This is a genomic window from Yinghuangia sp. YIM S10712 (assembly GCF_051388935.1).
Taxonomy (GTDB): domain Bacteria; phylum Actinomycetota; class Actinomycetes; order Streptomycetales; family Streptomycetaceae; genus Yinghuangia.
Window position 1 is genome coordinate 1 of the sequence record NZ_JBPKBI010000010.1, and the last position, 24,222, is coordinate 24,222.

17 protein-coding genes are annotated in these 24,222 nt (G+C 64.4%); 10 read left to right on the forward strand and 7 right to left on the reverse strand.

Annotation, left to right across the window (positions count from 1 at the left end):
* Positions 1-34: 34 nt before the first annotated feature.
* The 4 genes from ACRX5W_RS20225 to ACRX5W_RS20240 are packed head-to-tail and all read left to right on the forward strand — an operon-like array spanning position 35 to position 4,984.
* Positions 35-574, forward strand: a complete 540-nt coding sequence (locus tag ACRX5W_RS20225; RefSeq protein WP_436789631.1) for a thiopeptide-type bacteriocin biosynthesis protein — start codon at positions 35-37, stop codon at positions 572-574.
* A complete protein-coding gene (locus ACRX5W_RS20230) occupies positions 571-1,794 on the forward strand; it encodes a lanthionine synthetase C family protein (RefSeq protein ID WP_436789632.1) in 1,224 nt (407 codons plus the stop codon). The genes ACRX5W_RS20225 and ACRX5W_RS20230 overlap by 4 nt, the downstream gene beginning before the upstream one ends.
* Positions 1,795-1,829: 35 nt before the next feature.
* A complete protein-coding gene (gene fxlM / locus ACRX5W_RS20235; RefSeq protein WP_436789633.1) occupies positions 1,830-3,902 on the forward strand; it encodes a methyltransferase, FxLD system in 2,073 nt (690 codons plus the stop codon).
* The gene (locus ACRX5W_RS20240) at positions 3,893-4,984 is read left to right on the forward strand and encodes a hypothetical protein (RefSeq protein WP_436789634.1); all 1,092 of its coding nucleotides are present in this window, start codon (positions 3,893-3,895) and stop codon (positions 4,982-4,984) included. Before fxlM ends, ACRX5W_RS20240 begins: the two co-directional genes overlap by 10 nt.
* Before the next feature lie 81 nt (positions 4,985-5,065).
* Here ACRX5W_RS20240 and ACRX5W_RS20245 read toward each other — a convergent pair whose 3' ends face one another.
* Complete coding sequence (locus ACRX5W_RS20245) at positions 5,066-5,836, reverse strand: haloacid dehalogenase-like hydrolase (RefSeq protein WP_436789635.1); 771 nt, start codon at positions 5,834-5,836, stop codon at positions 5,066-5,068.
* 351 nt (positions 5,837-6,187) lie between these two features.
* Here ACRX5W_RS20245 and ACRX5W_RS20250 point away from each other — a divergent pair, with 351 nt between their 5' ends.
* The 4 genes from ACRX5W_RS20250 to ACRX5W_RS20265 all read left to right on the forward strand — a co-directional run bounded on the left by ACRX5W_RS20250 (position 6,188) and on the right by ACRX5W_RS20265 (position 11,055).
* The gene (locus ACRX5W_RS20250; RefSeq protein ID WP_436789636.1) at positions 6,188-7,138 is read left to right on the forward strand and encodes a serine/threonine protein kinase; all 951 of its coding nucleotides are present in this window, start codon (positions 6,188-6,190) and stop codon (positions 7,136-7,138) included.
* Between the two features lie 51 nt (positions 7,139-7,189).
* Positions 7,190-7,780, forward strand: coding sequence for an ABC-three component system middle component 2 (locus ACRX5W_RS20255; RefSeq protein ID WP_436789637.1), 591 nt, complete (start codon positions 7,190-7,192; stop codon positions 7,778-7,780).
* Positions 7,777-9,750 (forward strand): DNA recombination protein RecN, encoded by a 1,974-nt coding sequence (locus ACRX5W_RS20260; protein ID WP_436789638.1) that lies wholly within the window; start codon positions 7,777-7,779, stop codon positions 9,748-9,750. The genes ACRX5W_RS20255 and ACRX5W_RS20260 overlap by 4 nt, the downstream gene beginning before the upstream one ends.
* Positions 9,751-10,005: 255 nt before the next feature.
* Positions 10,006-11,055 (forward strand): TIGR02391 family protein, encoded by a 1,050-nt coding sequence (locus ACRX5W_RS20265; protein ID WP_436789639.1) that lies wholly within the window; start codon positions 10,006-10,008, stop codon positions 11,053-11,055.
* A 421-nt stretch (positions 11,056-11,476) separates the two neighbouring features.
* On the opposite strand, the gene ACRX5W_RS20270 is transcribed toward ACRX5W_RS20265, so the two are convergent.
* The 5 genes from ACRX5W_RS20270 to ACRX5W_RS20290 form a co-directional block, all read right to left on the reverse strand.
* Positions 11,477-13,102, reverse strand: a complete 1,626-nt coding sequence (locus ACRX5W_RS20270; protein ID WP_436789640.1) for a hypothetical protein — start codon at positions 13,100-13,102, stop codon at positions 11,477-11,479.
* Positions 13,103-13,506: 404 nt separating this feature from the next.
* Positions 13,507-13,680, reverse strand: a complete 174-nt coding sequence (locus ACRX5W_RS20275) for a hypothetical protein (protein WP_436789641.1) — start codon at positions 13,678-13,680, stop codon at positions 13,507-13,509.
* A gap of 602 nt (positions 13,681-14,282) precedes the next feature.
* A complete protein-coding gene (locus tag ACRX5W_RS20280; protein WP_436789642.1) occupies positions 14,283-15,320 on the reverse strand; it encodes a UvrD-helicase domain-containing protein in 1,038 nt (345 codons plus the stop codon).
* On the reverse strand, positions 15,304-16,902 hold the full coding sequence (locus ACRX5W_RS20285) for an ATP-dependent nuclease (RefSeq protein WP_436789643.1): 1,599 nt from the start codon (positions 16,900-16,902) through the stop codon (positions 15,304-15,306). The genes ACRX5W_RS20280 and ACRX5W_RS20285 overlap by 17 nt, the downstream gene beginning before the upstream one ends.
* A gap of 896 nt (positions 16,903-17,798) precedes the next feature.
* On the reverse strand, positions 17,799-20,582 hold the full coding sequence (locus ACRX5W_RS20290) for a GH116 family glycosyl-hydrolase (RefSeq protein WP_436789644.1): 2,784 nt from the start codon (positions 20,580-20,582) through the stop codon (positions 17,799-17,801).
* A 489-nt stretch (positions 20,583-21,071) separates the two neighbouring features.
* Here ACRX5W_RS20290 and ACRX5W_RS20295 point away from each other — a divergent pair, with 489 nt between their 5' ends.
* Positions 21,072-21,743 (forward strand): TetR/AcrR family transcriptional regulator, encoded by a 672-nt coding sequence (locus ACRX5W_RS20295; protein ID WP_436789645.1) that lies wholly within the window; start codon positions 21,072-21,074, stop codon positions 21,741-21,743.
* Between the two features lie 530 nt (positions 21,744-22,273).
* On the opposite strand, the gene ACRX5W_RS20300 is transcribed toward ACRX5W_RS20295, so the two are convergent.
* Positions 22,274-23,005, reverse strand: coding sequence for a TetR/AcrR family transcriptional regulator (locus ACRX5W_RS20300; protein ID WP_436789646.1), 732 nt, complete (start codon positions 23,003-23,005; stop codon positions 22,274-22,276).
* 106 nt (positions 23,006-23,111) lie between these two features.
* Here ACRX5W_RS20300 and ACRX5W_RS20305 point away from each other — a divergent pair, with 106 nt between their 5' ends.
* Positions 23,112-24,128, forward strand: a complete 1,017-nt coding sequence (locus tag ACRX5W_RS20305; RefSeq protein ID WP_436789647.1) for an aldo/keto reductase — start codon at positions 23,112-23,114, stop codon at positions 24,126-24,128.
* Positions 24,129-24,222: the final 94 nt, after the last annotated feature.

Genomic DNA, 24,222 nt, shown 5'->3' on the forward strand with positions numbered 1-24,222 from the left:
AATTACCTGTCCTTCCGAGTACCCCCAATTGTAGTTGGGGGCACTGTCCGGAAAGTCTTGGGCACCTCACGAACAGGTCCTGACAGCGGATTCCGAAGCACTCCTCGCACAGCTGCGCCGCAACCAGCATGGGGACCGACGGGCGGTCGCATCCGCGCACCTCTTCGCTTTGGCCGCGGCATTCACCGGCACGCCCCATGCCGGGGCGGACTGGCTGGTCAGCCGCCTACCGGCCCGCTCCGGCGAACCGCTGCCGCGTCATGTCCTCAATCAGGCCAGAGAGCTTGCCGATCCCGCGAACGGGTTCGCTGCCCTACTCGGCGGCGTGAGCAACGCTGCCCTCGCCCACGCGTGGACGGACCGCGACGCGGCTGTCCGCCGCTACCGTGACCACTTCCCTGGAGCGCACACCTACGGCATCGATCCGGACGCGGTCCTCGACGGCCTCATGCACGCCCACGTCCTGCGGGCCTGTGGAACCGACAAGCGCGACAAGGCCGCGTGCCTGCAACTGGCGCGGGCCGCCGCCCTCACTCACGTGGTTCGTACCGGACAGGAAGGCCCGCATCCGTGACTCCTGACGAAGCATTGGCGGTCGCGGATCGTTTCGCCGACCCAGCCGATTCGCGCCTGCCGTCCGACGCCGCATGGTGGAGGCAGTCCCTCGCACGCGGCGTACCCGGCGTCGCCCTGCTGCACACGGAAGCCGCAGCCGCGGACTTGCGCCCGTGGAGTCGCGTGCACGTCTGGCTCCAGGCGGCCGGAAGTAACCTCAGCGGCGGCGCCGGGACGGGCGCCTTCTACGGCGCGCCCGCAATCGCCCACGCCGCGGCGTGCGTCGCCATGGTGGATGCCAGTGCCTACCGCGATGCACTGACGTTCCTGGACGAACGGATCGCCACCCACGCCATCCAGCGCGTCAAAGACGCGAACGCCCGGTTCGCCTTACGCGAACTCCCCGAGCTGGCCGAGTTCGACACCATCCGAGGGCTCGCCGGAGTCGGGCGCTACCTGCTACGACGCAGCCCCGACAGCCCCGAGATGGCAGAAGTCCTGTCGTACCTGGTGCGGTTGACCCATCCCCTTGAAGACGACCGAGGTCCCGTACCCGGCTGGTGGACGCGCACCGGACCGAACGGGCGATACGACCACTGCTTTCCCGGCGGACACGGCAACGCCGGTATGGCGCACGGCATCGGCGGTGCCTTGGCCCTGCTCTCACTCGCGACACTGCGCGACGTGAAAGTCCCAGGACAGGGTCAGGCCATCGCCGACATCTGCGGCTGGCTCGACAACCACCGCCTCCGTCTGAAACACGGAGCACGCTGGCCCTACATGGTCGACCGCATCGAACACATGGCCGGGACCACGCCCGTCGCGCTCCAACACCACGGCGCCTACCGCCGCCCCTCATGGTGTTACGGAACCGCCGGCTTGGCCCGCGCCCAGCAACTGGCCGCCCTCGCTACCGGCGACGTGTCCCGCCGACGGACCGCCGAAGCCGCCATGCTCGGCGCCCTGCGCGACCCGGCGCAGCGCAACGCCGTCACCGACGACTCTCTCTGCCACGGAACAGCAGGGCTGGCGCGGATCGCCGCCCGGATGGCCGACCATGCTGAACCGCACACCGCGGCCGAACTCCGCGCCCAAATCCCGCCTCTGCTCGAAGCGGCCGTGGTGCCCGCGAATCCCGACCCGGGATGGCTCGAAGGCCATACCGGAACCGCCCTCGCGACGTTGAGCCCCTACGGACCTCCCGCCACCGAGTGGGACACGTGCCTGCTCGTCGCCTGAACCAGGCCCCGGAACGACGAAACGAGGACAGCGCCGTGCGTACCTGGCACCAGTACGCGATCCGCTTCACCGATCCCGCGTCCGCCGAAGGAACCGCCGCCAAACACCTCGGCCCCCTGCTCGAAGCCGCGACGACGACAGAGCAGATCGGCCAGTGGTGGTTCATTCGCAAACACCCGTACTGGCGGCTACGGTGCCAAGCGCACGACTCCGCGGCCCCGTCCCAAATCCTCGCCGCCTTGGCCGATGCCGGGCACATCGAACCACCGACCCGCGGCATCTACGAACCCGAGACGCTCGCCTTCGGCGGCGAAGCCGCGATGGACGCCGCCCACACGATCTTCCACCACGACAGCCGCCACCTCCTTGCCTATCTCGCCGTCGCGTTCCCGCCCCTCGGACGCGCCGAAACCCTCGTCCTCCTCTACAGCGCGATGCTGCGGAACGCCCGGCTGGACTGGTTCGAACAAGGCGACGTATGGCACCGGATCGCCCAACTACGCCCCAGCAAAACCCCGGTGACGTCTCCTCAGCTGCGGACCGCCATACGGAAACTCCTCATCGCCGACACCGCCACAGCCCCCCACCTTGTCCCACCGGAATGGCTCGCCGCGTTCCACGCCGCGGGGCAGACCCTCGCCGCACTCGCAAGCACCGGAGAGCTGAAACGCGGCCTACGCGCCGTGCTCGCCCACCACTTCATCTTCGCCGCGAACCGCGCGGGGCTGCCCGCCACCACCCAGGCCAACCTCGCCGCACTCGCGGTCGACGAGATCTTCCACCAGCCGCCACAACCCGCGGGCCGCACCACCCGGCGCGTCCCGAACCCCCACCACACCAGAGAGGTCCACGCAATGACCGACACCCTCCGCGACAACGCACCCGCCGACAAGGCCACCACGCTCCGCAACGCCCTGGTCGACCAGCTCATGACCGCCGGCACCGTCGCCACACCCGCCGTGGAAGAAGCCCTCCGCCGCGTACCGCGCGAGTGCTTCGTCCCCGGCACACCCTTGGAGCACGCCTACGCCGACGACGCGGTCTACACCAAGGAGAAGAACGGCGTACGGCTCAGCGCCGCCTCGCAGCCCACCATCGTCGCGATGATGCTGGAACAACTCGACGTCCACCCCGGCAACGCGGTGCTGGAACTCGGCGCGGGCACCGGCTACAACGCGGCACTGCTCGCCGCCCTCACCGGCCCAGGCGGGCACGTCACCACCATCGATGTCGACGACGACCTGGTCGACGGCGCACGCGGCCACCTTGCCGCCGCCGGTACCGACAACGTCACGGTGATCTGCGCCGACGGCGCCCTCGGCGACCCCGCCGGCGGACGCTTCGACCGCATCATCGCCACCGTCGGCGCCCACGAAGTCCCCGCCGCGTGGCTGAACCAACTCATCCCCACCGGCCGCCTCGTCGTCCCGCTGCGCCTGGCCGGCGCGGCCTCCCGCAGCATCACCTTCACCCGCCAGAACAACGCCTGGGTCGACGAGGGCAGCGAGATGAGCGTCTTCATGCCGCTGCGCGGCATCGGCGACGACAGCCGCACCATCATCGACCTCACCGGCACCGACGAGGTCACCCTGCAAACCCACCGCGACAACCGACCCCGCACCGACCCGGCCACGCTCCACGGCGTCCTCGACACCGAACGCCACATGACTTGGACCGGCGTGCACTTCGGCTCCGGGGAGTCGTTCGAGTGGCTGGACCTGTGGCTGGCCTGCAACCTCGACAACCCGATCATGCGCATGAACGTCGCTGCCCCCGCCCGCGAACGCGGCCTGGTCATTCCCATGTTCCCCATCGCCACCATGGCCACCACCACGGCCGACGGAGCCCTGGCCTACCTCACCATCCGCCGCCAAGAACCCACCGACCCCACCGGCCCGCGCTACGAGGTCGGCGTCATCGGACACGGACCCGGCAGCGAAGAACTCGCCGAACACGTCGCCGACTTGATCCAGGTCTGGGACCACGACGGCTACCGAACCCGCACCGCCCGCTTTGCCCTCGAAGACACCCCCGCCCCCGCCGAACCCAAGAACGGCCGGTTCGTCCTCGCGCGACCCGACCACCCCATCACCGTCGAATGGCGGTAACCATGGACGGCCTCGAAGCCGCGATACGCCGCTTCCCCCTCGTCCCGCGCCCCCGCCCCGCCTGTCGGCCGCTTCCCGAACGCGTCGCGCTCCTCAGCACGAAAGCCCGGGAAGCGGCCGAAGGCCGCGACCACACCGAGGCATCCGCAGTCCTCAACCTCGCCGCACTCCTCGCATCCGACTGCGGCCGACCCGACCTCGCCCGAACCTGGTGCCACCAACACGCCAGGCTCTACCTGACGACCCGCCCCCTACACAAACAAGCGGTACTTCACGCCCTCGAACCCCTCGTCAACCTCGCCCGCCTGCGCATCCGCGCCAGCGACGGAACCGGCGCCTGCGACCTGCTCGACCAGCTTCACACCGCCATCGCCACCCGCACCAACACCACACTCGACGGCACCCGCGTCCCCGCCGCAAGCATGGCGACCACCCGCGACGAACACCGCCAAATCCGCCGCTGGCTCTGGACGGTCGTCCTCACCACCACCGCCCGCGCCCACGCCACTGCGGGAAACTGGCACGCCGCCCACCAAGCCCTCAAGGCCCAAGCCGGGATGGGCCGACGCATGCTCGACGGACGCCAGATCGCGGTTCTCGCCGAGCTCACCCATGGCAACACAGCCGCCTCGAAAGCCCTCATCGCCGAAACCGTGACACAGGACGCATGGGAGCAGGCGATTACCGCATCCATCACGGCCCTCATCGAACCTTCCCGTGAGAACGGCGACCGCCTCCTCGCCACCTGGCAGGCATCTGAGGCCTTCCGCCCCGGCCTCACCGTGTTCGGCCTGCGCCTCGGCCTGACGACCCACGCCCTGCTCAAACGCTGCCATCATCCGGACACGGACGACGTCGGCCTCGACCTTGCCCGCCGCGTCATTGCGCTCGAAGACGGATACGCCGCCCGGGACATCCTGACCAGTCCACTACCCAGGCAACTTCTCGCGCATGAGCAACAGAAGGCGCTGCAAACCACCGTGCAAGCTTGTGCACTCGGCGGGACCGTGCCCATGGCGGAGCTTGCCCGGCTCGACGAGGCTGTGGCTTTGGCGAGCACTGTGATCCGAGACCTCGGATGAGGCGGATCTCTGATCAGGCTGGCCGCGACCCTGCATGACGGACAGCATCACGGCAACCGGGTGCCTCTCGGATGGCGCAGCCTAGCTTCGGGACAAATCCTCGACGTTCGCCTCAAGGGCGGCAACATCCCGCAGGTCACGGACAACGACATGAGCACCGGCCCCAGCAAGCTCCTTAGATGTGGTCCCTCCGGTGGCAACCGCGACGATCGACGCGCCGTTCTCCAGAGCCGCTTCCACGTCCACCACGGTGTCGCCGATGAGAACCGTTCGACGACCGGAGAACCCATCGCCGTAGACCGCTCGCGCCCGCTCCCGCGCTACAGACACCAAGGCGCGCCGATCCCAGTGATCATCTCCATAGGCCCCGACATCCAGTGCCAAACACTCTGTCGACAAACCAAACGTCTCCAACTTCAGCAGAGCGTTGGCCTTGACGTTCCCGGTCAGCACGCTCTGCACCACCGAAGATCGCTGGCTCAGTGCCTTGATCGCTTCTCCTGCCCCCGGAAGCGCAGCTCCCCGTTCGGCCATCAGCTCAACGCGGTCATTCAGCTCACTCACAAGCCGAGCCAGAAGCGCATCCGTCTGCTCGGGCGTGGGCTCGACCCCATGGATGCGGAACGTCTCGCGGGCGATATGAAGGTCAGTACGCCCGGTCATATCTGCGAGTCGCCGGAGCGGCCGACCGGCAACCGCTCGGAACGCCGCGGCATACGCATCGCGGCTCACACCGCCAGAGTTCACCAGCGTGTGATCGATGTCCCAAAGCACCAACACGCGGTTGTGGGGCCCCGATTCGTCAACTGTCAGGGATGTTCGCGGCCCGATGGCTCCGGAGACTGAAGTCACCCCGCCAGGCTATCGGCGCCCGGCACCGGCGTAGAAGCACAGTGCTGCTTGCCCCTATCGATCTCGGTCCCAAGCGCCCACAGGCCGCCAATAGCCTGGATTCGGAGATCTGCTGGCGGAACTGCCGAAGCTCTGCTCAGGTCCTCCACGCCGACGACTGGCGTCAGCCCAGTGGGCGTTCGCTCAGTCGCTTGGAGCGCTGGGTAACGGCAAATGCGGCCGTTGATATTGAAACTCTTGCAACCTTAGCGATAGCGTCAAACTGCAACTAGTTGTAACTCTGGGTTACAAGTACTGCGCGTGGCCGGGGGGCATGTGGCGGGGGGTGCTGTGCAGCAAGGCGGGCTTGCCGTGCCAGCGGGGGTGCCACCGATCAGTTTCACCGCGCATCAACTGCGTACAGGTGGGCTGGGTGGAGCCCGGGACGACTTCGAAAAGATGGTCGCGGAGCTGGCGGCTGCGACGAGGCCGGGCGTACGCATGATCGCGGCGAACCCCGGCGATTGGGGCATCGACGCTTTCGGTGGAGACCTCGGCGGCGCGATCACCGTGTGGCAGTCCAAATACTTCCATCCCGTAACCGCGAGTGGCCATCAGCAGGCGATTCGGGATTCCTTCAAGTCGGTGATGTCTTCGGCCTCCGAATACGGGCACAAGGTCGAGACGTGGGTGCTGTGCATCCCGTCGAGCATGGACGGCCCGACCGCCAAGTGGTGGGACACGTGGAAGAAGAAGCAGGAGCGCGCCCACGGCATCGTCATTGACCTGTGGGACGAAACCCGCCTGACCACACTGCTCCGGACTCCAGAAGCCGACAACGTTCGGCGGGGCTACTACGAGCCGTACGTACAGGCATCCGAGGCCGTCGAACCGCGGCTGATCGTGAACGTTGAGGAGGACAAGGCCGCAGCTCTCGAATCGGCCTTGTTCGTGGTGCAGATGAAGGAAGCCGGGCATTTCGAACTTGATGCCGCGAAGCGTCAGTTCTTCAACGCAGATCTCGTCGCTCGCGAGATCGCTCACAAGGGTGTGCCACATGAGGTGAACGCCTTGGTCTCGGCTGACGCGACCGTGCACGGCGTGTGGGAGACGCGGTTCAACCAGTGCTGTGCGGACGAGACCATGTCGGGCCTGCACGCGAAGGTGTGGGCCGATGTGCGGGAAGAGCATCCGCAGTTGCCCAAGGTGCTTCGACTCGAAGTTGCACACGCATGGGGCTTGGTTCACCGACTGGTGGACAACCGTAAGGCTGGCTGGGTGAAGCACTGGCGGGCCGTCGCCAGCGCGTATCCCGAGCCGTGAACGAACCGTTAGGCGTGCTACCGGCGTGTCGTTACGTGGGGAGGAATGACCGTGGAAGCCGACCGTCCGGTCGTGATGCCGGAGGACGAAGTCCAGTTCCGGCTGGCCCAGCTTTTGCTACTGATGGAGGCCATGGCCGGTCAGGGCATCGCGGGCGCCAGCCTGGAACGACTCGGCTACTACGACTTCCTGTCCGCGAACCCGTTCCTGGTCGTGGAACCCGACAGCCGCGAAGCATCCCGGTTACGCCTCGCCGGCTTCGACCCACGTGCACTGTCCTACGGCTCTTCCGGGCAACGGTTCACCAGCCGTCGAGAACGCATCCAGCACGATCTGAGCCTGTTGGTTGCTTACGGCTTCTGCACCGTCCGCAACCAAGAAGGCGGCATCATCTACAGCATCACCTCCTCGGGCAGAGCGTTGAGTTCGCAACTGACCACCGCCTACGCCGCCCACTTCTCCACGGCCGCCGAGATCGTGGTCGGCAAGCTGCGTCGGCTCAGCGACACACGCTTGCGCAAGGACACCGCCAACTGGATCCGTGTCGAAGGTACCAACAGGCCCGGAAGCGCCTTGGCGGCCGTCCTCGGCTCAATGGGGCGTCACCCGTCCCCCATGCCGCCACGGGGTGAGATCGGATGAGGTTCGGCATCCGGGTCAGGCGGCTGCGCCTGGTCGGCATTGAGCGCAACTATGACGTCGCGTTCGTTGAGGACGGTCAGGTCCGCGGATTGTCGGTTATCTCCGGCGCGTTCAGCTCCGGCAAGACGGCCGTCCTGGAGTTTGTCTCATACTGTCTGGGGGCGAAGGGCCATCCGCGGCACTCGGAGGTTCTGCGTAAAGTCCGGTCTGCCCAGTTGGAAGTGGAGCTGTCCGGGGTCGACCACGTGGTCGAGCGTGCAGTCGGCGAGCCGTCCACGATCGCCTTTGTACGCAGAGGGCGCCTCGACGAATCGGTCGCAGCACCCGTAGAACGCAAAGTGATCAAGCCGGCCGGCGATCCCCAGAGCCTGTCGACGCTGTTGTTGAGCCACTGCGGCCTGGAAGGCGTTGACCTGCGCGAAGCCCCGACCAGTGCAGAGTCGCGCACGGATCCGCTCAGCTTCCGCGACTTGATGTGGCTGACATTCCTCACCAACGAAAGAGTGGCTGATAAGAATTTCCTCTTTGAGAACAGCCACATGCGCAAGCACAAACTGCGCCAAGTCGTCGACGTTGTCTTCGGTATCCACGACGATCGCGCAGTCGAGATCGGTGAGCGCATCAACGAACTGTCAGCGAGGCTGGGACAGTCGCGAGCGGCACTTGCTGCCACCCGGGCTTTCATCGACGAACAAGACCTGGAAAGCACCGACCCGCAGACGCGCATCGACGCCGAACACACTCTCAGCACGATCACCAACCAGATCGACGAGATTGACCAACGTGCCCGCGCAGCCACCGACTTCGCGCAAGAACTCCGGGCCACCCATAGGACCGCCGCCCAGAACGCGCAGTCGGCCACGGCAGCGCTCCGCGACCTTGAAACGCAACTGGCCCGCATGCTTCCTCTGCGCGCGCAATACGCCGACGACCTGCTCAAGTTGAATATGCTGGCCCAAGCACGCCAGCTATTCGATCCGCTGCGCGTGCGCACCTGCCCGGCCTGCCTCCACCCGCTGGCTGCGCCACCGCAAGTCCTGGGAGGGCATTGCGGCCTGTGTGATCACCCCCTGACGACTACGACGGATCTGACCCTGGGGCAGGCATCAGACGAACAACAAGGCAGCGAAGGATTGGACGTCGCCGCCGAGATCCGCGCGACCCAAGCACGGTTGCGGGAGATCACGGCGTACATCGATGATCTGGAAGCCTCCCTCGTTGCCAGCCGACGCCAGGCCCTCGCCGCCGGGATGGAGGAACAGCGGGCCGCCAAAGCCCTGGACGAAGCAACCTCGCCCATGGTGTCCACATTCCTGAGCGCTCGCGACGAGCTATACCGCCGCAAAGAGGAAACCATCCGCCTGATAGATCGGCTCAACTCCGCGGCCAAGCTCCATGAAGGGCTTGCCAAGCGCGTGGCCCAGATCGACCGCGAAGAAGCCAATCTCGCGCGGCTTCGTGATGAACTTGCCCGACTCGGCGACGCCGCGCAGGACCGGGATCAGCTACTCGGGAAGATCAGCAGCCGCTTCGCGAGTCTGCTTGCCGCGTGGCACTACCCCAAGCTCAACCGACCACTGATCGCGTCCAACCTGACACCATTCGTGAGAGAGCTTCCCTACCAGGAGGCGTCCTCCGGTGCCCGGACGCTCATTACGCTCGCTTGGCAGCTCGCCGTTTTCGAGATCGCCATCGAAACAGGCGCGTCTCACCCAGGGTTCCTGATGATCGATAGTCCCCAGAAGAACCTCGGGCACGGCGCAGCACGGGACTCCGTCATCGCTGACGTGGTCAGCATCGAGGACTTCTATCGCCACCTGGCCTCCTGGCTGGGAGATCATGGCAGGGACGCCCAACTGATCATCGTCGACAACAGTCCACCCGAACTCGTCGAGGACCACGTCATCGTCCGGTACACCCGAGACCCGGAACAGCCGCCGTACGGGCTCATCGAGGACGAAACTGGATGACCACTGGAAGTGCCGCGAGCCCAGAGGGGATGGAGTCGTTACACAATCACCATCCCGCAGGCACTGTGCGTGGCATTGGTAACCATAGCTCGAAGCCCTTGAACATTACGTTCTTCCAAGCGACTTCATCATGTCTTCAGTCGTCGACGCTCACGGGATCGGCCATCTGCCCGCAAAGTGAGGGAGTGTCACATCCGGCGTAGCGCAGCGGCGCGCGCCCCGGCCCAACTCGAACCGAAGCGGAGGTTGCGTGTCGTGACGGAACGACATCGCGCAGCGGGACACGTAGAAGCCCCTGGCGGCCCGGACGGCACTGCGCTTCTGGAGGCGGTCTGGGCTTGGTTCCTCAAGAAGGGGGCCTGGCCGTCATGGCAGGATCTTCAGCGTCTGCGCAGGCACCGGACCATCGATCCCAAGGTGGCCCTTGCTCAGCTTCCCGACGACCTGCTGGTGCGGCAAGCGCAGACGCGAGCATGGATCGATGGGCGACCGTCTGGACAGCTCCGTTTGACGCCAGCCGCCTTGGTCTACCTGCGTGGCGCAGACGTGTATCTCCAGGCGTTCTTCGACCAGATCGACCTGCTCGCGGAAATACAGAGGCGCCAGGCGGCCATCAACGGACAACCGGCGACAGTCTCCCAGTCAGATCTCTACAGTCAGCAGCATCAGCGTTCGCAAATGCCGAATACCCCAAGTATTCCGCTCGACGCGTTCGTTTATCACGAGCCTTGGTGTGTGGGCGGTGATGTTGGCAGTGGCTGGGCTGGCACCGAGACCACCATTGTGGTTGACGACCGAATCCAAAAGTTCGTTGGCACTCGCGACATAATCGACTACTGGCAGCGACGGCGAGAGTTCTTAACGACGTCGTCTGGGCGGCGGAATCGGCCAGCCGCGGATACCACGCTTCTCGGACCCGTACATTCCGATATTGAGAAAGCGGCGGGCCAACTGTATGCTGACGCCCACTACTCCGACGCTGTGTTGAGGGCTTTCAAGGTCGTCGAACATCGAGTGCAACAGGTCACCGGCTCAGACGAAATTGGCCAGCGACTTATGAACAGCGCTTTTGGCGGCACCTCCCCGAAATTGGATATCGCTCGTACGCCGGGCCCCTCATCCGGAGGAGAGCGCGATGGATACAGGATGCTCTATATAGGCGCTATGGTAGGTATTCGCAATGTGCGCGCCCATGGCGAACACTCGCTTGATGATGCTGACGAGGCGCGAGATGCCATTTCTTTTGCCAGCCTACTTATGCGCCGCATTGACTGGGCAGTAAGTCGACCGGCTGACGAAGGTTGAGCCCGGGCAGAGGATCTTCCCATCGGTCAACTTGGTAGGTAATGGTCGCGTAGTCCCCACGCCTCGGGCTCTGGACGCAGTTGGTCGTACGTGAATTAGTATTCACGAATTCCTGACGCGAATTCAACCCCAGCGAGGAAGGCATAATTGAAAGCGCTGTCTGGCGTGCTATTCGTTCACGTCGTTCAGGCTGTAGCGATTTCCGACCAACGACTGCGTGAGGTGGTGATCCACACCCAGCGCGCGGTTGAGACCGGAACGGACACCGTATTTCCACGAGGCGAAAGTGTCTGACCGTTTAAGTTGCATCCTCCCATCTGCCGCTTCTTTCCACAGGGCTTGCAAGGACTCAATCGCAATGTGGTATCTCATCGGACCTGCAAATCGCTCGGGTACCAGTGTGCGAGATTGCCGCGTTGGTTCACAGATCGTCGCTTGAGAGCATGAAGTCATCAAGCTTTTTAATGAGCCTAGTTGCGTCTACGAGAAGATCAGAGAATGTCTGTGGCATGCCCTTGCTTTCCAGATCGAAATGTTTGGCTCCCCGCTCATACTCCTTTCCCTTCACGTGAGCCGGTCCAGTACGCAGGCTGTTGAGGTTGCGAAGGAGCAGGATCAGCTCCTGCCTTTCGGGGAATCCGACCACAGTCAGGTACTTGTCGAATTTGGTGATGCCCTTGTCGTTAGCCTCGATGGTGGCGTGCTTGGCAATCTCGCGTTCGTTGAGCCGCTCGATTAGGAGCTTGGCCAGCGCCATCACTTGGTCATCGAACTCTTTCTGGTTCTCCCCGGCGGGGACGTGCAGCCCGGACCAGTAATGTGCATCGTCCGGGTTGAGATCCTTGAAAAGATCCCAGCCGAACTTTTCACTCCAACGATCCCGAAATCTCCGGTATGAAGCCTTAAACGCGAGCGCCGGCTCGTCAGCATCTGTCCACTGTCCCAAGATCCCCCTGCGAAAGGCTACTTCGCTCGGGGTGCCGTCCGGCACCGTGTTGAAGCTCTTCCAGTAGAGCTGTTCGGTATGAGAAAGGTGTCCGAGGTCACCGAGGTAGACAACTACGTAATCGCGGTGGTTGTTGTCGAGACGCAGGCTCCAGTACCCGCCACAGTAAACGTGTCCATCTTCCACACGGTACTTTGAGGGATCGCCGTAGTACTTGGCCATGACTTCCTTACGGAAGAAGACCGGCGTCAGGAAGTTCGGCGAACCCGGGTTCTTGCCGAAGTAATTGGAAAGTGCTTCTTCATCACACGTGAACATCACCTTCTTGCCGTTGTCGTCCACGCCAATAATAAATTCTTCGAACTGCTGATGCTCCCGATCCCATACCGAGGAAGGACGATAATTTTCGGTTCCATGCACAACTTTCTTGCCCATGAGACGGGCGATAGTCCGGCGGTCGTCTGACATGCCGGGGAGCATCTTTACGAACCGAATGTAGCGGTGAGTGGCATCTTGCGTGTCCTCGTTTTGCTCGGACAGCCCGAGCTCGTCGAGTGTTTTTGCGCTCCAGCGGTCGTACTCAAAGAAGACAAGCATCACTATGTTGCGGGTAGCCAGGTAATCCCTGAGATACTTCGCGCGCACCTCTACCTTCGTCGGACTCATGCGAACGACCTCCACGTCGTCACCGTTATCATCCAAGGCGGTGAATACGTTCTTTCTGCGGTCCTCATACAGGTTGTGGAAGTGCCTAAACTCCTCTGAGAGGTCTAGGTATGACGGCTTGAGGTTGTGGAAGTCCCGGACTACAATGAACGGCTCAACGCCATTATCGATTCCGAAGCGATAGTATTCGTGCGTCCCATCATTCAGGTACGCATAGCCGGGCAGCCCAGACGTAATGAGTAGATCCCACGAAGTATTTGCCAAACATCGGGGGACTACTTCGGGTGAGGCGAGTGCAGAATAGTAGGACGTGCTTTCGTTTTCCTTCTTCTTGTATTCGTATACCGTGATCCATGGTTCTCCACCGAGTCGTTCAGACATGTACTCAAGCCGGTCGGAGAACCCGAAAAATTGTTCGTTTGTCGTGTGCTTCATTTCATTCCTCGGAGATTGGCGTGAAAACGGGGATTCGGTGCGAGAGTCCGTGGAGCAGTGACCGAATGCCGAGATGTTCCAGGGAGAGGAAGGTGCAAGTGCCCATAGCCCGCCGACAGCCCCGGACGCGCTGCTCGAAACTGCACGTCTTTCACGGAGGATGGTCAGCACATCTGACGGTGCGGCAGGACGTGCGCGGTGCGGGCTGACGACCTGCTCCACCTTGCCCCACAGCAGTCCCCTCCGCCCACCGCCCCCGCGTTGCGTCGCCTAAGACAGTACAACGTGTGTCCGCCATGGCTGACTGGATCGCGATGACAAGGCCGGGGCAACTCCGCGCATGGAAAGGCCGTTCACACGGGACCAGCGGAGGTGATCGGTTTCAACGCTGTTGAACTACGAGATCAGGTCGCACCGCGAGAGCAGTAGGTGAGGCAGACGCCGCCGCGCAGGGACTTGCCGTCCACGGCGAGTCCACGCAACCCGGAGCCGGCGGGGCAGCGGTCGGCGAGCCAGCCGCCCACCGCCCGGTCCGGGGCGTCGCCGTCGACGCGCGCGAGCAGGCGGCGTACCGTCATTTCGGCCGCATCAGCCGCTTGGGCAGCACCGGATCGGGGCGCACACCGAGCCGTTCCAGCACCTGGGGCGGCGTGTCCGCGATCCGCTCGCCGACTGCCAGCAGCGAAGTCGCCACCGCCAGCACCGCGCACGCGGCCAGCGCGAGGACAACGGCGAAGCGTGCCGCACACCGCGAGGTCCCGTGGGTCCGGCACCTCGGCCAGCCGTTCCAGCAGGCCCGCCACCTCCCCGGGCCCGACGCCGGGCTACTCGCGGAGCTGGTCAAGGGCAGGCGAAATCGGCAATGATGCGTCGGCGGGCACGGTCTTCCAGGCAGGTCACGGGGCGTAGAGGACTCATGTTCTTGGAAATCCGTGCCTGTCCTGCCTCCGGGACGCCCACCGGTCAATGAACCGTCACAAACCGGCCCAGGGCTGACTACGGCGAAGCCCTGCGACCTTGTTGACGTCGAGGAGCGCTCGCCCTCCAGCGCTGAGTTGCCATTCCTGTTCGGATGCACGTACGCGCAGCCAGGTCACAAGCCCCGCCGAAATGCTCGGTGCGTCTACGTGCTTGGAGGTTCTGCGATTTTGGTCCTCGCGCCGCTCTGAGGGTCGACGTGTCAGGGTATGACGAAGGCCACGCTGTGCTTGGCACGAGTCACTGCCACGTAGAGCTTCGCTCGGTCGCCGGCCTGCTCCCAATCGCGGGTGTGGAAGTACTTGATCATCGGCTGGGTCGGGTAGATGAGAACCCGCTCGAACGTACTGCCCTTGGAAACACCGATGTTCATGGCGCTGAGGCCGTCCGTACTTGCATTCTTGTCGCGACGAAGGACTGCCGGCGCATAAGCCTGAACGTACTCCGCAACCTCATGCTGCTTGATGGCAAAGACACCATCATGGCCAGTCATTTCCATGTTCTTCGAGACAGTGGCTGGCAGATCGGGGTATAGCCCGTCGGCGAAGTCACAAATCTGCTGGTTGCAGCGGTAGCTCTCGACTCGATTGTCAATCGTGCACCGGTCAGCCCGCTCTGCGAACCAATCTGCGATGCTGTCGCGTCGGTAACGCTTGTTCTTGCTCGCAGTGTTGGTTACGAACGTGGCCTGCCGCGGATCGCCCACCACGGTCACCGCGATCGGCGAGCCCATGAGCAGATCGAGAAGCTCCAGGTCGTAGCCAGCGAGATCCTGAATCTCATCGACGTAGATGTGATCGAAAACAGTGGCGAGGCGGTCGATGACCAGGCCATTGCTGAGACGGTTGGTTTCGCATACGAATCCTGCAAGCTCATTTCGGTAGATCGAAGCTTGAGGATCGAGATAATAACTCCTGGGGTTCGACTTGCGAGCGTACATGGGGCGCTTGCCCATGAAGTTCAGGCCCCGGATCACGCCAACTTCATCCAGGATAAAGCTTTGGTAGGGTCGAGCGCATTCATTGAGAAGGAACGAGAACCAGCCCATGACGGTCACATGCTTGGGCAGTAAACCGCCGCCAGAGTTCATCCGTTCACTTAGCTGACGGAGGTTCTCGTTCGTATAGGTGGTGACCAAGACGCGTTGAATCGGGTCGTTGAGTACGCAGTCCACAATGTGCTGCGTCTTACGGGATCCAGCCGCGGCAATCACGGCCAGGTTGTTATGCGACGGCGTCACGAATGTACCCCGGCATGGTGATCATCTGGTCGCCGGAGAAGATGGCCAGCGCGCAGGTCGTTTTCTTGCTGGCCATATAAGTCAACAGTTCGTCTTCGGTGGCGAAGTTTTGCCCGAGGACGGCGTTCATTTTTGCGAGGCCATTTTCCTTGAGTAGTTGCGGCTCCAGCGTCTTGTACGCTGAGTCCTCGCCGACATGAACGTCGATATGGGGAAAGACGGTGTACTTACTGTACTTCGCCCGCACTTCGGAAGCTTCCTTGCCATCGTTATCCGTGACAACCGCGACCCGGTTCCTCGTGAGCAGCGTCGCGATGTCGAGGAATCGGGCGAACGACAATCCACGAACGTTGATGACGTCCACGCCGTCGTCGATGGGCATACGATCGTCATGAGTGTCTCGGTACGCACGCTGGACAATCAGTTCGTCGGACGGCCCTTCCACTAGGATTGAACGCCGGGCCAGTACCAGGCGAAGTGTGTCGTACCCCGAGAGCTTACGGAAATAGTCCTGAGTGTCCGGCGGAAGGCTGTCGAGCCGAAATCCCTCCAGGCCGGACAGCAGCACCAGCTTTTCCAGGCCAAGCTTGTTCAGGACGAATGAGCTGTGTGTGGCGATCAAGACCTGACGGCCGTCGCACTTGTCGCTGATCTTCTTGACAAGCTTGCCGAGGTTCGAGAACGACAGATGATTTTCGGGTTCCTCTACCAAGACGACGTGTGCTTGGTCGACTTGCTTGTTCAAGGCAAGAAGAACCTTGAGCGTGCTCTGCTCGCCCTTCCCGACGTACTGATAAGGAAGGTCGTCGAGGTGAGGGACAATGTTGGTCTCCCAGCTCGATCGCTGCGAGACATCCATGCCCAGCGTGAGCGCGCGGTCGCTGACGTCATGCGGGGCGCCCCGAAGCGACTCGTTGATTTTCTTGATCGACGTGTCTTCGGCGAAACCCTCCCGAAGGTTGCGATAGGCACGCGCCAGGTTAACGCGCTCGCTGGCTCCCAGGTGTGAATTGATGATGTTGTTCAGGTAGTAGTCGACGCCGCTTTGCAGGTGAATGTTCGACGCATCGATCATTGAAGCAGCGGCAGGGATACTGCGGGAGGTCATTGGCGAATCTTTGAAGGACAGCCATTCGACCTTGTAGTATTCGGTCGGCACGACCCGCACCTGCGTCGAGTCCTTGACGAACTCTCGGTACTCGGGTTCATATTCAGGATTGAGCGCGGCGCGCACACGGACCCCGGGCTCGTTCTCCCTGAGTAGGTTGTTCGTGCCCTGATAATCGCCGGTTGCAGACTTATCGAAGAACAGATCAATGATGATCTCGGGAGGCCTCGGGTCGTTCCCCTTACGCAGCTCCTCGATGTACTCCTGCACGGCGCCGCGGTGAAACATGTACGGCGAAAGCTCCTGAGAGAGCAGCCTACCGCGGACGCGGTTCGTAAGCGCAATGCTGATCGCTTCAAGAATCGTGGACTTACCAGCGTCGTTGTCACCGACGAGGATGTTCATCGCCGGGTCGAAGTCCAGTTCGAAATACCGAAACGTCCGGTAGTTTTGGATTTTGATTTTGGCCAGCATGAAACCCCCGATTCACTATTCATTATATGCTTGCCGATGCAAATTTGCGAGCATAAGCACCATTGGCGAGCGCCCATCACCCCGTGCATCAGCCGGAGTGTGCGCGGCCGGGCCCCCACGAGGGCAATGACTTTAGCAGGTGCCCCGTCGTCTCAACCGCACGTTGAGCTGCATGTTCGAAAGCAAACAAATTCATGCGCACGTGATCCGAATGCGTGCGACGCACGAAGAAGATCGACGCGAAACCGATCACCTTGCATCGGGCTGCCGGACATGGCTGATCACGACGTTGGAGGCTTGCTGGTAGCTGGGGTGCTCTCGACGCTGCAGCCCCGGCGCGTCACCACTGGTTGGGGGCGTGATATCGGGCCGGCGATTTGGGCCCCAGCAGACCAGGTGTCCCCGGGCCGCCGATTCACTTCATCGAAGTGCCCCCGCCTGACTTCTCTCGCCCTCGGTTCTCGGCTCCGTGCGTGGCGTGCTGGCACGCTCCAGCGTTGCGTCGTTGATGTGGGGCTTGTCGATCGACGAGACGGATGAACGCCTCGGCTTCCAGGTACGGTCTGACGCGTGTTCGCCCTGGGGAACGCAACTTCAGAGTCACCAACGACGACGCGTGTTCCTCGATACCCCGAGCTATCGGCCAGGGCCTCGACGTGCCGAGGCGGCTCTTCCGGGCTGCGGCGCGCACGAGCTGGTGCACGTCTCCGACGCTTCCACTTGGGGCTGCGAGGCGCAGGCTATGGGGACCGGGCGCGGAACTTCGGTTCCGAGCAGGGACGGGGAGAGGCTGCTTGTCGGCATCGACATGGGACCGCGACGGACCGGTGCCCAGGGCTTCTCGCTTCGGGCACCGGTCTCGTCTGCGGCGCGTTGCTCGTGTGGTGTCCGTGGTGTCAGACCGGCTGCTTCACCGCGATGGGGCTGATTGCGTCCAGGAGTGAGAAGACGGAGCGGGTCCGGGTGTAGGCGGGGAACCGGGTCACGGTCACGTCTTCGACGTACCAGCTCTCGGGCGAGTTGAAGGCCAGGCCGGCGTTCTCGTCGTCGTAGATCCGGATGGCGCACCCTTCGGCGAGTTTCAGTGCCTTCTTCATGATGCCCTTGTCACCGACCTTCTTGCCGATCCGGTAGGCGCCTGCGGCTGCCAGCCATGCGATGCCGGGGATGACCTCGTGGATTTCGGTGGAGTTCAGTGCACTGGAGTAGATGCTGAAGTCCGGTTGGAGGATGATCGGGCCGCCCATCAGCTTTCCTTGGGGGTCCCGGAAACGGATGAACTGGTCCAGGGTGTTGTTCAGGTGGGTCCAGGCGTGGTCCAGGTTGATGAGGTCCGGCAGGCCGAGTTCCATGGCGGTGGCCTGGCCTGCGAAGGATTCGAGCCAGATGGCGTCGGGTGGGGGTACCGGCTTGAAACGGCCTCGGATGTTGCCGGTCCTGCCGGTGATTCCGCCGGTGCCGTCGCAGTAGCGGTACCGGCCCGTGGCCGGGTTCCAGAAGATCCGCTCGAATTCCTCTTTCGCCGCCGCCAGTTCCGCATCGATCGCCGCCTGCGCCGCGGGTGTTGCCTCGGGTACCCCGAGAGCTGCGGCTTTGGGTGTCAGGGTGGAGAGGATCTGCAGCGAGAGCAGGTAGAGCCCGCAGTTGTAGATGCCGTGGCCGTTGACGACGGCCTGGTCCATGGTGTTCGGCGGGTTGTTGGACGGCGGGTCCATCGGCAGGTGGGAGCCGGGCGGGCGGAAGAACTGCGAGTATTCCAGCGCGCGCATCATCGGCATGTAGGCGTACGACAACAACTCCTTGTCGTCGTAGAACTTGATCAGTGCGTAGGTCCGGTAGATCAGTTTGTGCGGGCAGTCGCGGAACGGGTCGCCTCCGCTCGGCGCGAAGAGCTCGCCGAGGTCGTTGCTGTCCGGCGGAGGGGCGCCGAAGATCGGCGGGGTCGTGGGCGGGAACCGCTGGAACGACGCGCCCTGGGTGATGTACGGGCCGGTGTTCTGGTCCGTCTGCTGGATGACGCGCCCGATCCCGAGCGGGTTTTGGCGGACCATCTGGAGCAGGCAGCGCAGTTGGCCCAGCTCCTGGCTGCGGAACAGCTTCGAGAAGGCGAGGTAGCCGGAGCTGTCCATGTCGACTTCGTTCGCCGAGGCGCCTCCGCCGCCGGCGTCCTTGTGGTAGTAGATGTGGGTGTCGGGGATCGCCGACCCCAAGCGGGGCACAGTACCGTTCTCGATGCTCCCCACCAGGTTCGTGGACACAAGCCCCGACTCCCAGATCGCACCGTTGAAGGTCATGTGGTAAAGCTCGTTCAGAGCCGCTTTGCGCAACCACACGGGAACCCGCGGGTTGTCGGCGATCGGCTTCCACCAGGCTTCGACGGCGCGGAGGGAATCGTCGTACCGGCTCAGCTCTTTCGTGGCGATCGCGAACGCCTGCCGGAAGGGGTACGAGCCGGGGATGTAGTCGTTGGTCGGCGTCGTCCTTCCCCCGAGGAATGCGGTGTAGCGGCGCATCCAGACGGTGCTGCGGAAGACCGATTGGGGAAAGTCCCAGGCCAACGCGAAGCGTATGGTCTGTGTGTCACGCGGCGGCAGGGTGAGGCTCACGGCGATGGCTCCCGCCGACGCCGACGCGTCGATGCTGCCGTTGGGCAGCCTGCCGTGGGTGAACGGCGCGTAGATGTCGCTGCCGTCGCCTGCCCCGTTCCATGAGGTGCAGTAGGTCACCGCCTGTCCCGGGAACCGCTGCGCGGCGATGGCCCACTCGGATTTGTACGCGTTCGGCGAGTTGGTCGGGTCGTCCGCTCCGAGCGTCACGCCGCTGATGCCGTTGCGGTGGTCGGTGTCATACCGGCTGTAGAACCCGGTCCGTGTCGAACCTGTCGCGAACGCGGGGGCGTTCGGGAATGTGAACATCGCGGAGAGCTTGATCGGCTTGCGGGTGGGATTGGAGACGCGCATGTCGAAGAACGCCACCGGCATCGACGAGCGCTCGTCTTCGTTCGAGATGATCGGAGACCAGAACTTCGTCGAGATCTTCGCCTGGAAGCCGTCGTAGTCCATCCACGCGAACGGGAAGAGCACGGAGTAGGTGCCGTCCCCGGGATCCAACGTGTCCCACGCGGGCAGGACGTTGCCGAGGCGACGGTCAGGCGCAGTGTTCGTGTGCGGCACGGCAAGTGTCCTGACGGTGGGGCCGCGCCTGCCGGCCACCTCCTCGCGAATGTGGAACGCGGCCTGCGGGAGGTTGCGCTTCTCCCAGTCGCCAGCGGTCGGCTGCCCGCCCATGTCCCACGGGCCGAAGGTGCCGCACTGGTTGATCATGAAACTCCCGGCGCCGATGCCGCCGAGCGGGAGTCCGAGGCCCGGCACCGACACACCCGCGCCGACGGCGCGCAGGCCAGGGGTCGGCACCCCGGTACGGCACTGCTGGTCCGCGACCGTGTTGCACACCCCCTCCGGGACCGCCCCCAAAGCGCGGACGTACGACGCCTCGGGCGCCAGGTGGGCGCTGTGGCCTGCACCCGGATAGGAACCGCCGCCTCCGGAGGACGTCGTGAGATCGTCGGTACCGCACCCCACAAGACCCGCCGCGACGGCGGTCGCAACCGCACCGCGGACGAACGTCCGCCGGTCGACGGACGCCCCCATCGCGTTCTGATCGGAATCGTCCTGGATCATCGTCTGTCCTTCCGTGGTTCACAGGTCACGGACAACGTGCGAGATCTACGAGGAGCCGGCGTCGATGCGCTCGGCGCCGTGAGGTGCTTTATGGCTGACTGATCGTGGCCGACGCAACGTTCTGCCCGACGCTCGGCACTGCTTACAGCGCGGTGATCTCCCGACGAGGATCACGACCGACGTTCGCTCGGCAGCAGCCGACCTTTGGTGCGACGCTTCGCCGATACGTACGTCCAGCTCGTCGCCGTCGTTGCGACGGCGTCTGCCCAGCGGGGCTGTCTGCTTCCCGCTCAGAGCGAATCAGGACGCCAATACGGGAGAAGGTTGCACATTACGCACAGGCATTGCCCCCTCCGCAGCCGGTGGGGCTCAATAATCGGAACTTGATTCCGCTATGTCAAGAACCCTTGTTTCAATTAAGGCGGGGGCGGCACACTGAGCGAGCCGCGCCCGTACGACCGCGTGGACGCATCGATCTGAGGAACGCCTATGTCCGCGACTTCTCCTGGCTCCGGTCTGTGGCGCGAGCGGGTGACCGCGCGCCGGCAGGTCGCCGCCCGCCCGGGTATCGACCGTGCCGTCGACCACGGGCAGCGGCTCGTGTCCGCGTGCCTGGACCTCATTGTCGAGCGTGGGGACACCGGGTTCCCGATGCGGGATGTGGCGAAGGCTGCGGGCGTGTCCTTGACCACCGCGTACGCCCGCTTCCGCGGCAAGGACGAGTTGCTGCTCGCCGCGCTGGAGGACAGCGCGCGCAAGAATCTGGCGCGCCTGTCCGAGGAGCGCGAGAAGGCCCCGGACGCGCAGGCGCGTCTCCGGACCAGCGTGATCGGCGCGCTGGGCTGGGCAGCGGACACCGAGTCACCGCAGGAGCTGCTGGTGCTCAGGGCCGAGGCCGTGCGACTCGCCCGCGCCTTCCCCGAGGAGATGCGGGCGGTGTCGCGGATCCTCGTGGACGACTTGGCGGACGAGCTGCGGCGCGCAGCCGCGCTGGGGATCGCCGATCCGATCGACATCAAGTCCGACGCGGACATCCTGGTGTCCCTGTGGAGCAGCCGACTGATGTGCCTGTGGAACGAGGGCCGCCTCGCCGACACGGACCAAGACGTCGAGTACGTATTGGAGTTCGCCGCGCGCCTACTGCGCATCACCGAGACCTGACCTCATACCCCCGCGCACTGACCCGAGGGTTGGGAGCGGCACCCTCCAGGCGCGCCACCCTGGTCATCGCCCCCACCTCGCCACGGTCCCCAACGCCGACCAGATCTCTGGACTCCAACGAGGTCGAACCACCGATGTCGGCACCCCCATTTCCTTGCTGCCGATGTCGGCTACCTATCGTTCTTACTGGCCCGAACAGGCCGTCGCGCCGCTGGTCTTGCCATAGCGGATCTTGAACGCCGGAAGACGTACTGACAGGTCACGAGGCCGTGTGGCGTGCCTCCTAACGATCGGACAGCGATCGGTCCGGACGTGCGTGTATCACTGCCCGCCGAGATCGGGCGGGAGCGCGCGGTGATCATGCACCCATGAGCCGCTAATGGGTGACCGCGAAGTACGAGGCCGCGGTGGCGTCGAACCCTCCGTGCTCCTGGGGGTTCAGTACGTCGAGCAGCCCAAAGCCGACTTCGGCTTATCCGATGAGCAGCAACGGCCCGACACCCTCGAAGCGAGTGTTTGGCGGCGGTCCGTCAGCTCGGCGCACTTTCGGCGAGGCGTCGGAGCCAGTCGCGGAGTAGAGCGGTTTCGGCGGCGGTGAGGGGGGAGTCGGAGTGGCGACGGTCGCCGGAGGCAGCCAGTGCGGCTTCGAGGGATAGAGCGCGGGCGGCGAGGACGGCCAGGTCGGAGCTGGGCTCACCCTGGTCGTCCCTGGAGATGGTGACCGCGGAGATGATGGCGTCGCAGAGGCGGGTGGCGAACGCAGGATCGCGGTCGGCCTCGGGGCGGGTAAGCAAGTAGAGGGTGGCGCCGCTGGCGGCGGACTCGATCATCGCGGCGGCGGGCTCCGGGGGAACCCGCAGCCGTCCGGAATCTGCGATTGCGCGTAGCAGTCCTAGCAGGAGGCTGTGCGCCTCGTCCGCCGCGGCCGATCGGTGCCCAGGCCGGACCGTTCCGTACATCAGCGAATAGAAGGATGGATGGGCCAAGCCGAACCGGATGTGGTTGTCCCAGCCGGTGCGGAGGTCCTCGACCGGGTCGCCCGTGGGCTCCAGGGCCTGTTTCTCGGTGAGGAAGCGCTGGAAACCGTGGACGGCGACGGCATCCAGCAGACCGTCTTTGTCCCCGAAAAGGCGGTAGAGCGTCGGTGCCTGCACGCCCGCAGCCGTGCTCACGGCGCGGGTGGACAGCGCCTCGGCGCCGCCCTCGTCCAGTAGTCGGGCGGCCGCCAGGATGATCCGCTCGCGTGCGTCGGTCCTGCTCATCGCGCAATGCTATCGCAACCCTGTTATCGTCGATAACATCAGAGATAACGTGAGATTGTTAGCGACGATTCGCCGCCTGGCGGCGACGAGTGAAGGAGCGACCCTTATGTCGACGCAACCGAAGATGGAGACCCGTGTTCTGGGCGCTGGCGCCCCCCGCGTCTCAAAGATCGGGCTGGGCATGATGGGCATGTCCGACGTCTACGGCCCGGCCGACCGGGACGAGGCGGTCGCCACCGTCCACGCGGCGCTTGACGCCGGGATCACCCTGCTGGATACGGGCGACTTCTACGGCATGGGCGACAACGAGCTGTTGCTGCGCGACGCCCTGCGCAGCAGCGGCCGCGACCGCGATGAGGTGCAGATCAGCGTTAAGTTTGGCGCGCTGCGCGGCCCCGGCGGCGAGTGGTTCGGAAACGACGCGCGACCGGCCGCGGTGAAGAACTTCGCCGCGTACTCCCTGCGTCGGCTCGGCACCGACCATATCGACATTTACCGGCCCGCGCGCTTGGACCCGGACGTCCCGATCGAGGAGACCGTCGGAGCGATCCAGGAGCTGGTGGAGGCCGGATACGTCCGCTACATCGGACTGTCGGAGGTAGGCGCGGAGAGCCTGCGTCGCGCGGCGGCGGTGGCGCCGATCAGCGATCTGCAGATCGAGTACTCGCTGATTTCGCGTGGTGTCGAGAACGCGATCCTGCCTGCCGCACGGCAGGCGGGGATCGGGATCACTGCCTACGGCGTGCTCTCGCGCGGACTGCTCTCCGGCCACTGGAGCGCGGACCGGCAGGGCGACCAGGACGGCCGCAGCTTCATCCCGCGCTTCCAGGGCGAGAACCTCAAGCGCAATCTGGCGCTCGTGGAGGCGCTGCGCAGGGTCGCTGAGGGCAAGGGCGTGACGGTCGCCCAGGCGGCTATCGCGTGGGTGGCCGCGCAGGGCGAAGACATCGTTCCGCTGGTCGGCGCACGCACCCGCGAACGCCTCGCGGAGTCTCTGGGAGCGGCGCAGATGGGGCTGTCGGTTGAAGACCTGGCCGCGATGGAGGAGGCGGTGCCCGCAGACGCGGTCGCCGGCGAGCGCTACCCCGAGGTGCAGATGGGCGACCTCGACAGCGAGAGGTGACACCCCGCCGACGGAACTGTGCACCGCCTGTCCGCTCCGCGATGCCGCCGGTGCCGTCGCGAGGTCGCGCGCACCTGGTGGGCCGGTCTCGGCA

Bases quoted from the DNA above. Each gene is read 5' to 3' on its own strand.
- ACRX5W_RS20285 (WP_436789643.1), bottom strand. From the start codon at position 16,902: ATGCTGGCCAAAATCAAAATCCAAAACTACCGGACGTTTCGGTATTTC.
- ACRX5W_RS20305 (WP_436789647.1), top strand. From the start codon at position 23,112: ATGTCGACGCAACCGAAGATGGAGACCCGTGTTCTGGGCGCTGGCGCC.
- ACRX5W_RS20275 (WP_436789641.1), bottom strand. From the start codon at position 13,680: ATGACGGTACGCCGCCTGCTCGCGCGCGTCGACGGCGACGCCCCGGAC.
- ACRX5W_RS20260 (WP_436789638.1), top strand. From the start codon at position 7,777: ATGAGGTTCGGCATCCGGGTCAGGCGGCTGCGCCTGGTCGGCATTGAG.
- ACRX5W_RS20290 (WP_436789644.1), bottom strand. From the start codon at position 20,582: ATGATCCAGGACGATTCCGATCAGAACGCGATGGGGGCGTCCGTCGAC.
- ACRX5W_RS20300 (WP_436789646.1), bottom strand. From the start codon at position 23,005: ATGAGCAGGACCGACGCACGCGAGCGGATCATCCTGGCGGCCGCCCGA.
- ACRX5W_RS20270 (WP_436789640.1), bottom strand. From the start codon at position 13,102: ATGAAGCACACGACAAACGAACAATTTTTCGGGTTCTCCGACCGGCTT.
- ACRX5W_RS20295 (WP_436789645.1), top strand. From the start codon at position 21,072: ATGTCCGCGACTTCTCCTGGCTCCGGTCTGTGGCGCGAGCGGGTGACC.
- ACRX5W_RS20240 (WP_436789634.1), top strand. From the start codon at position 3,893: ATGGCGGTAACCATGGACGGCCTCGAAGCCGCGATACGCCGCTTCCCC.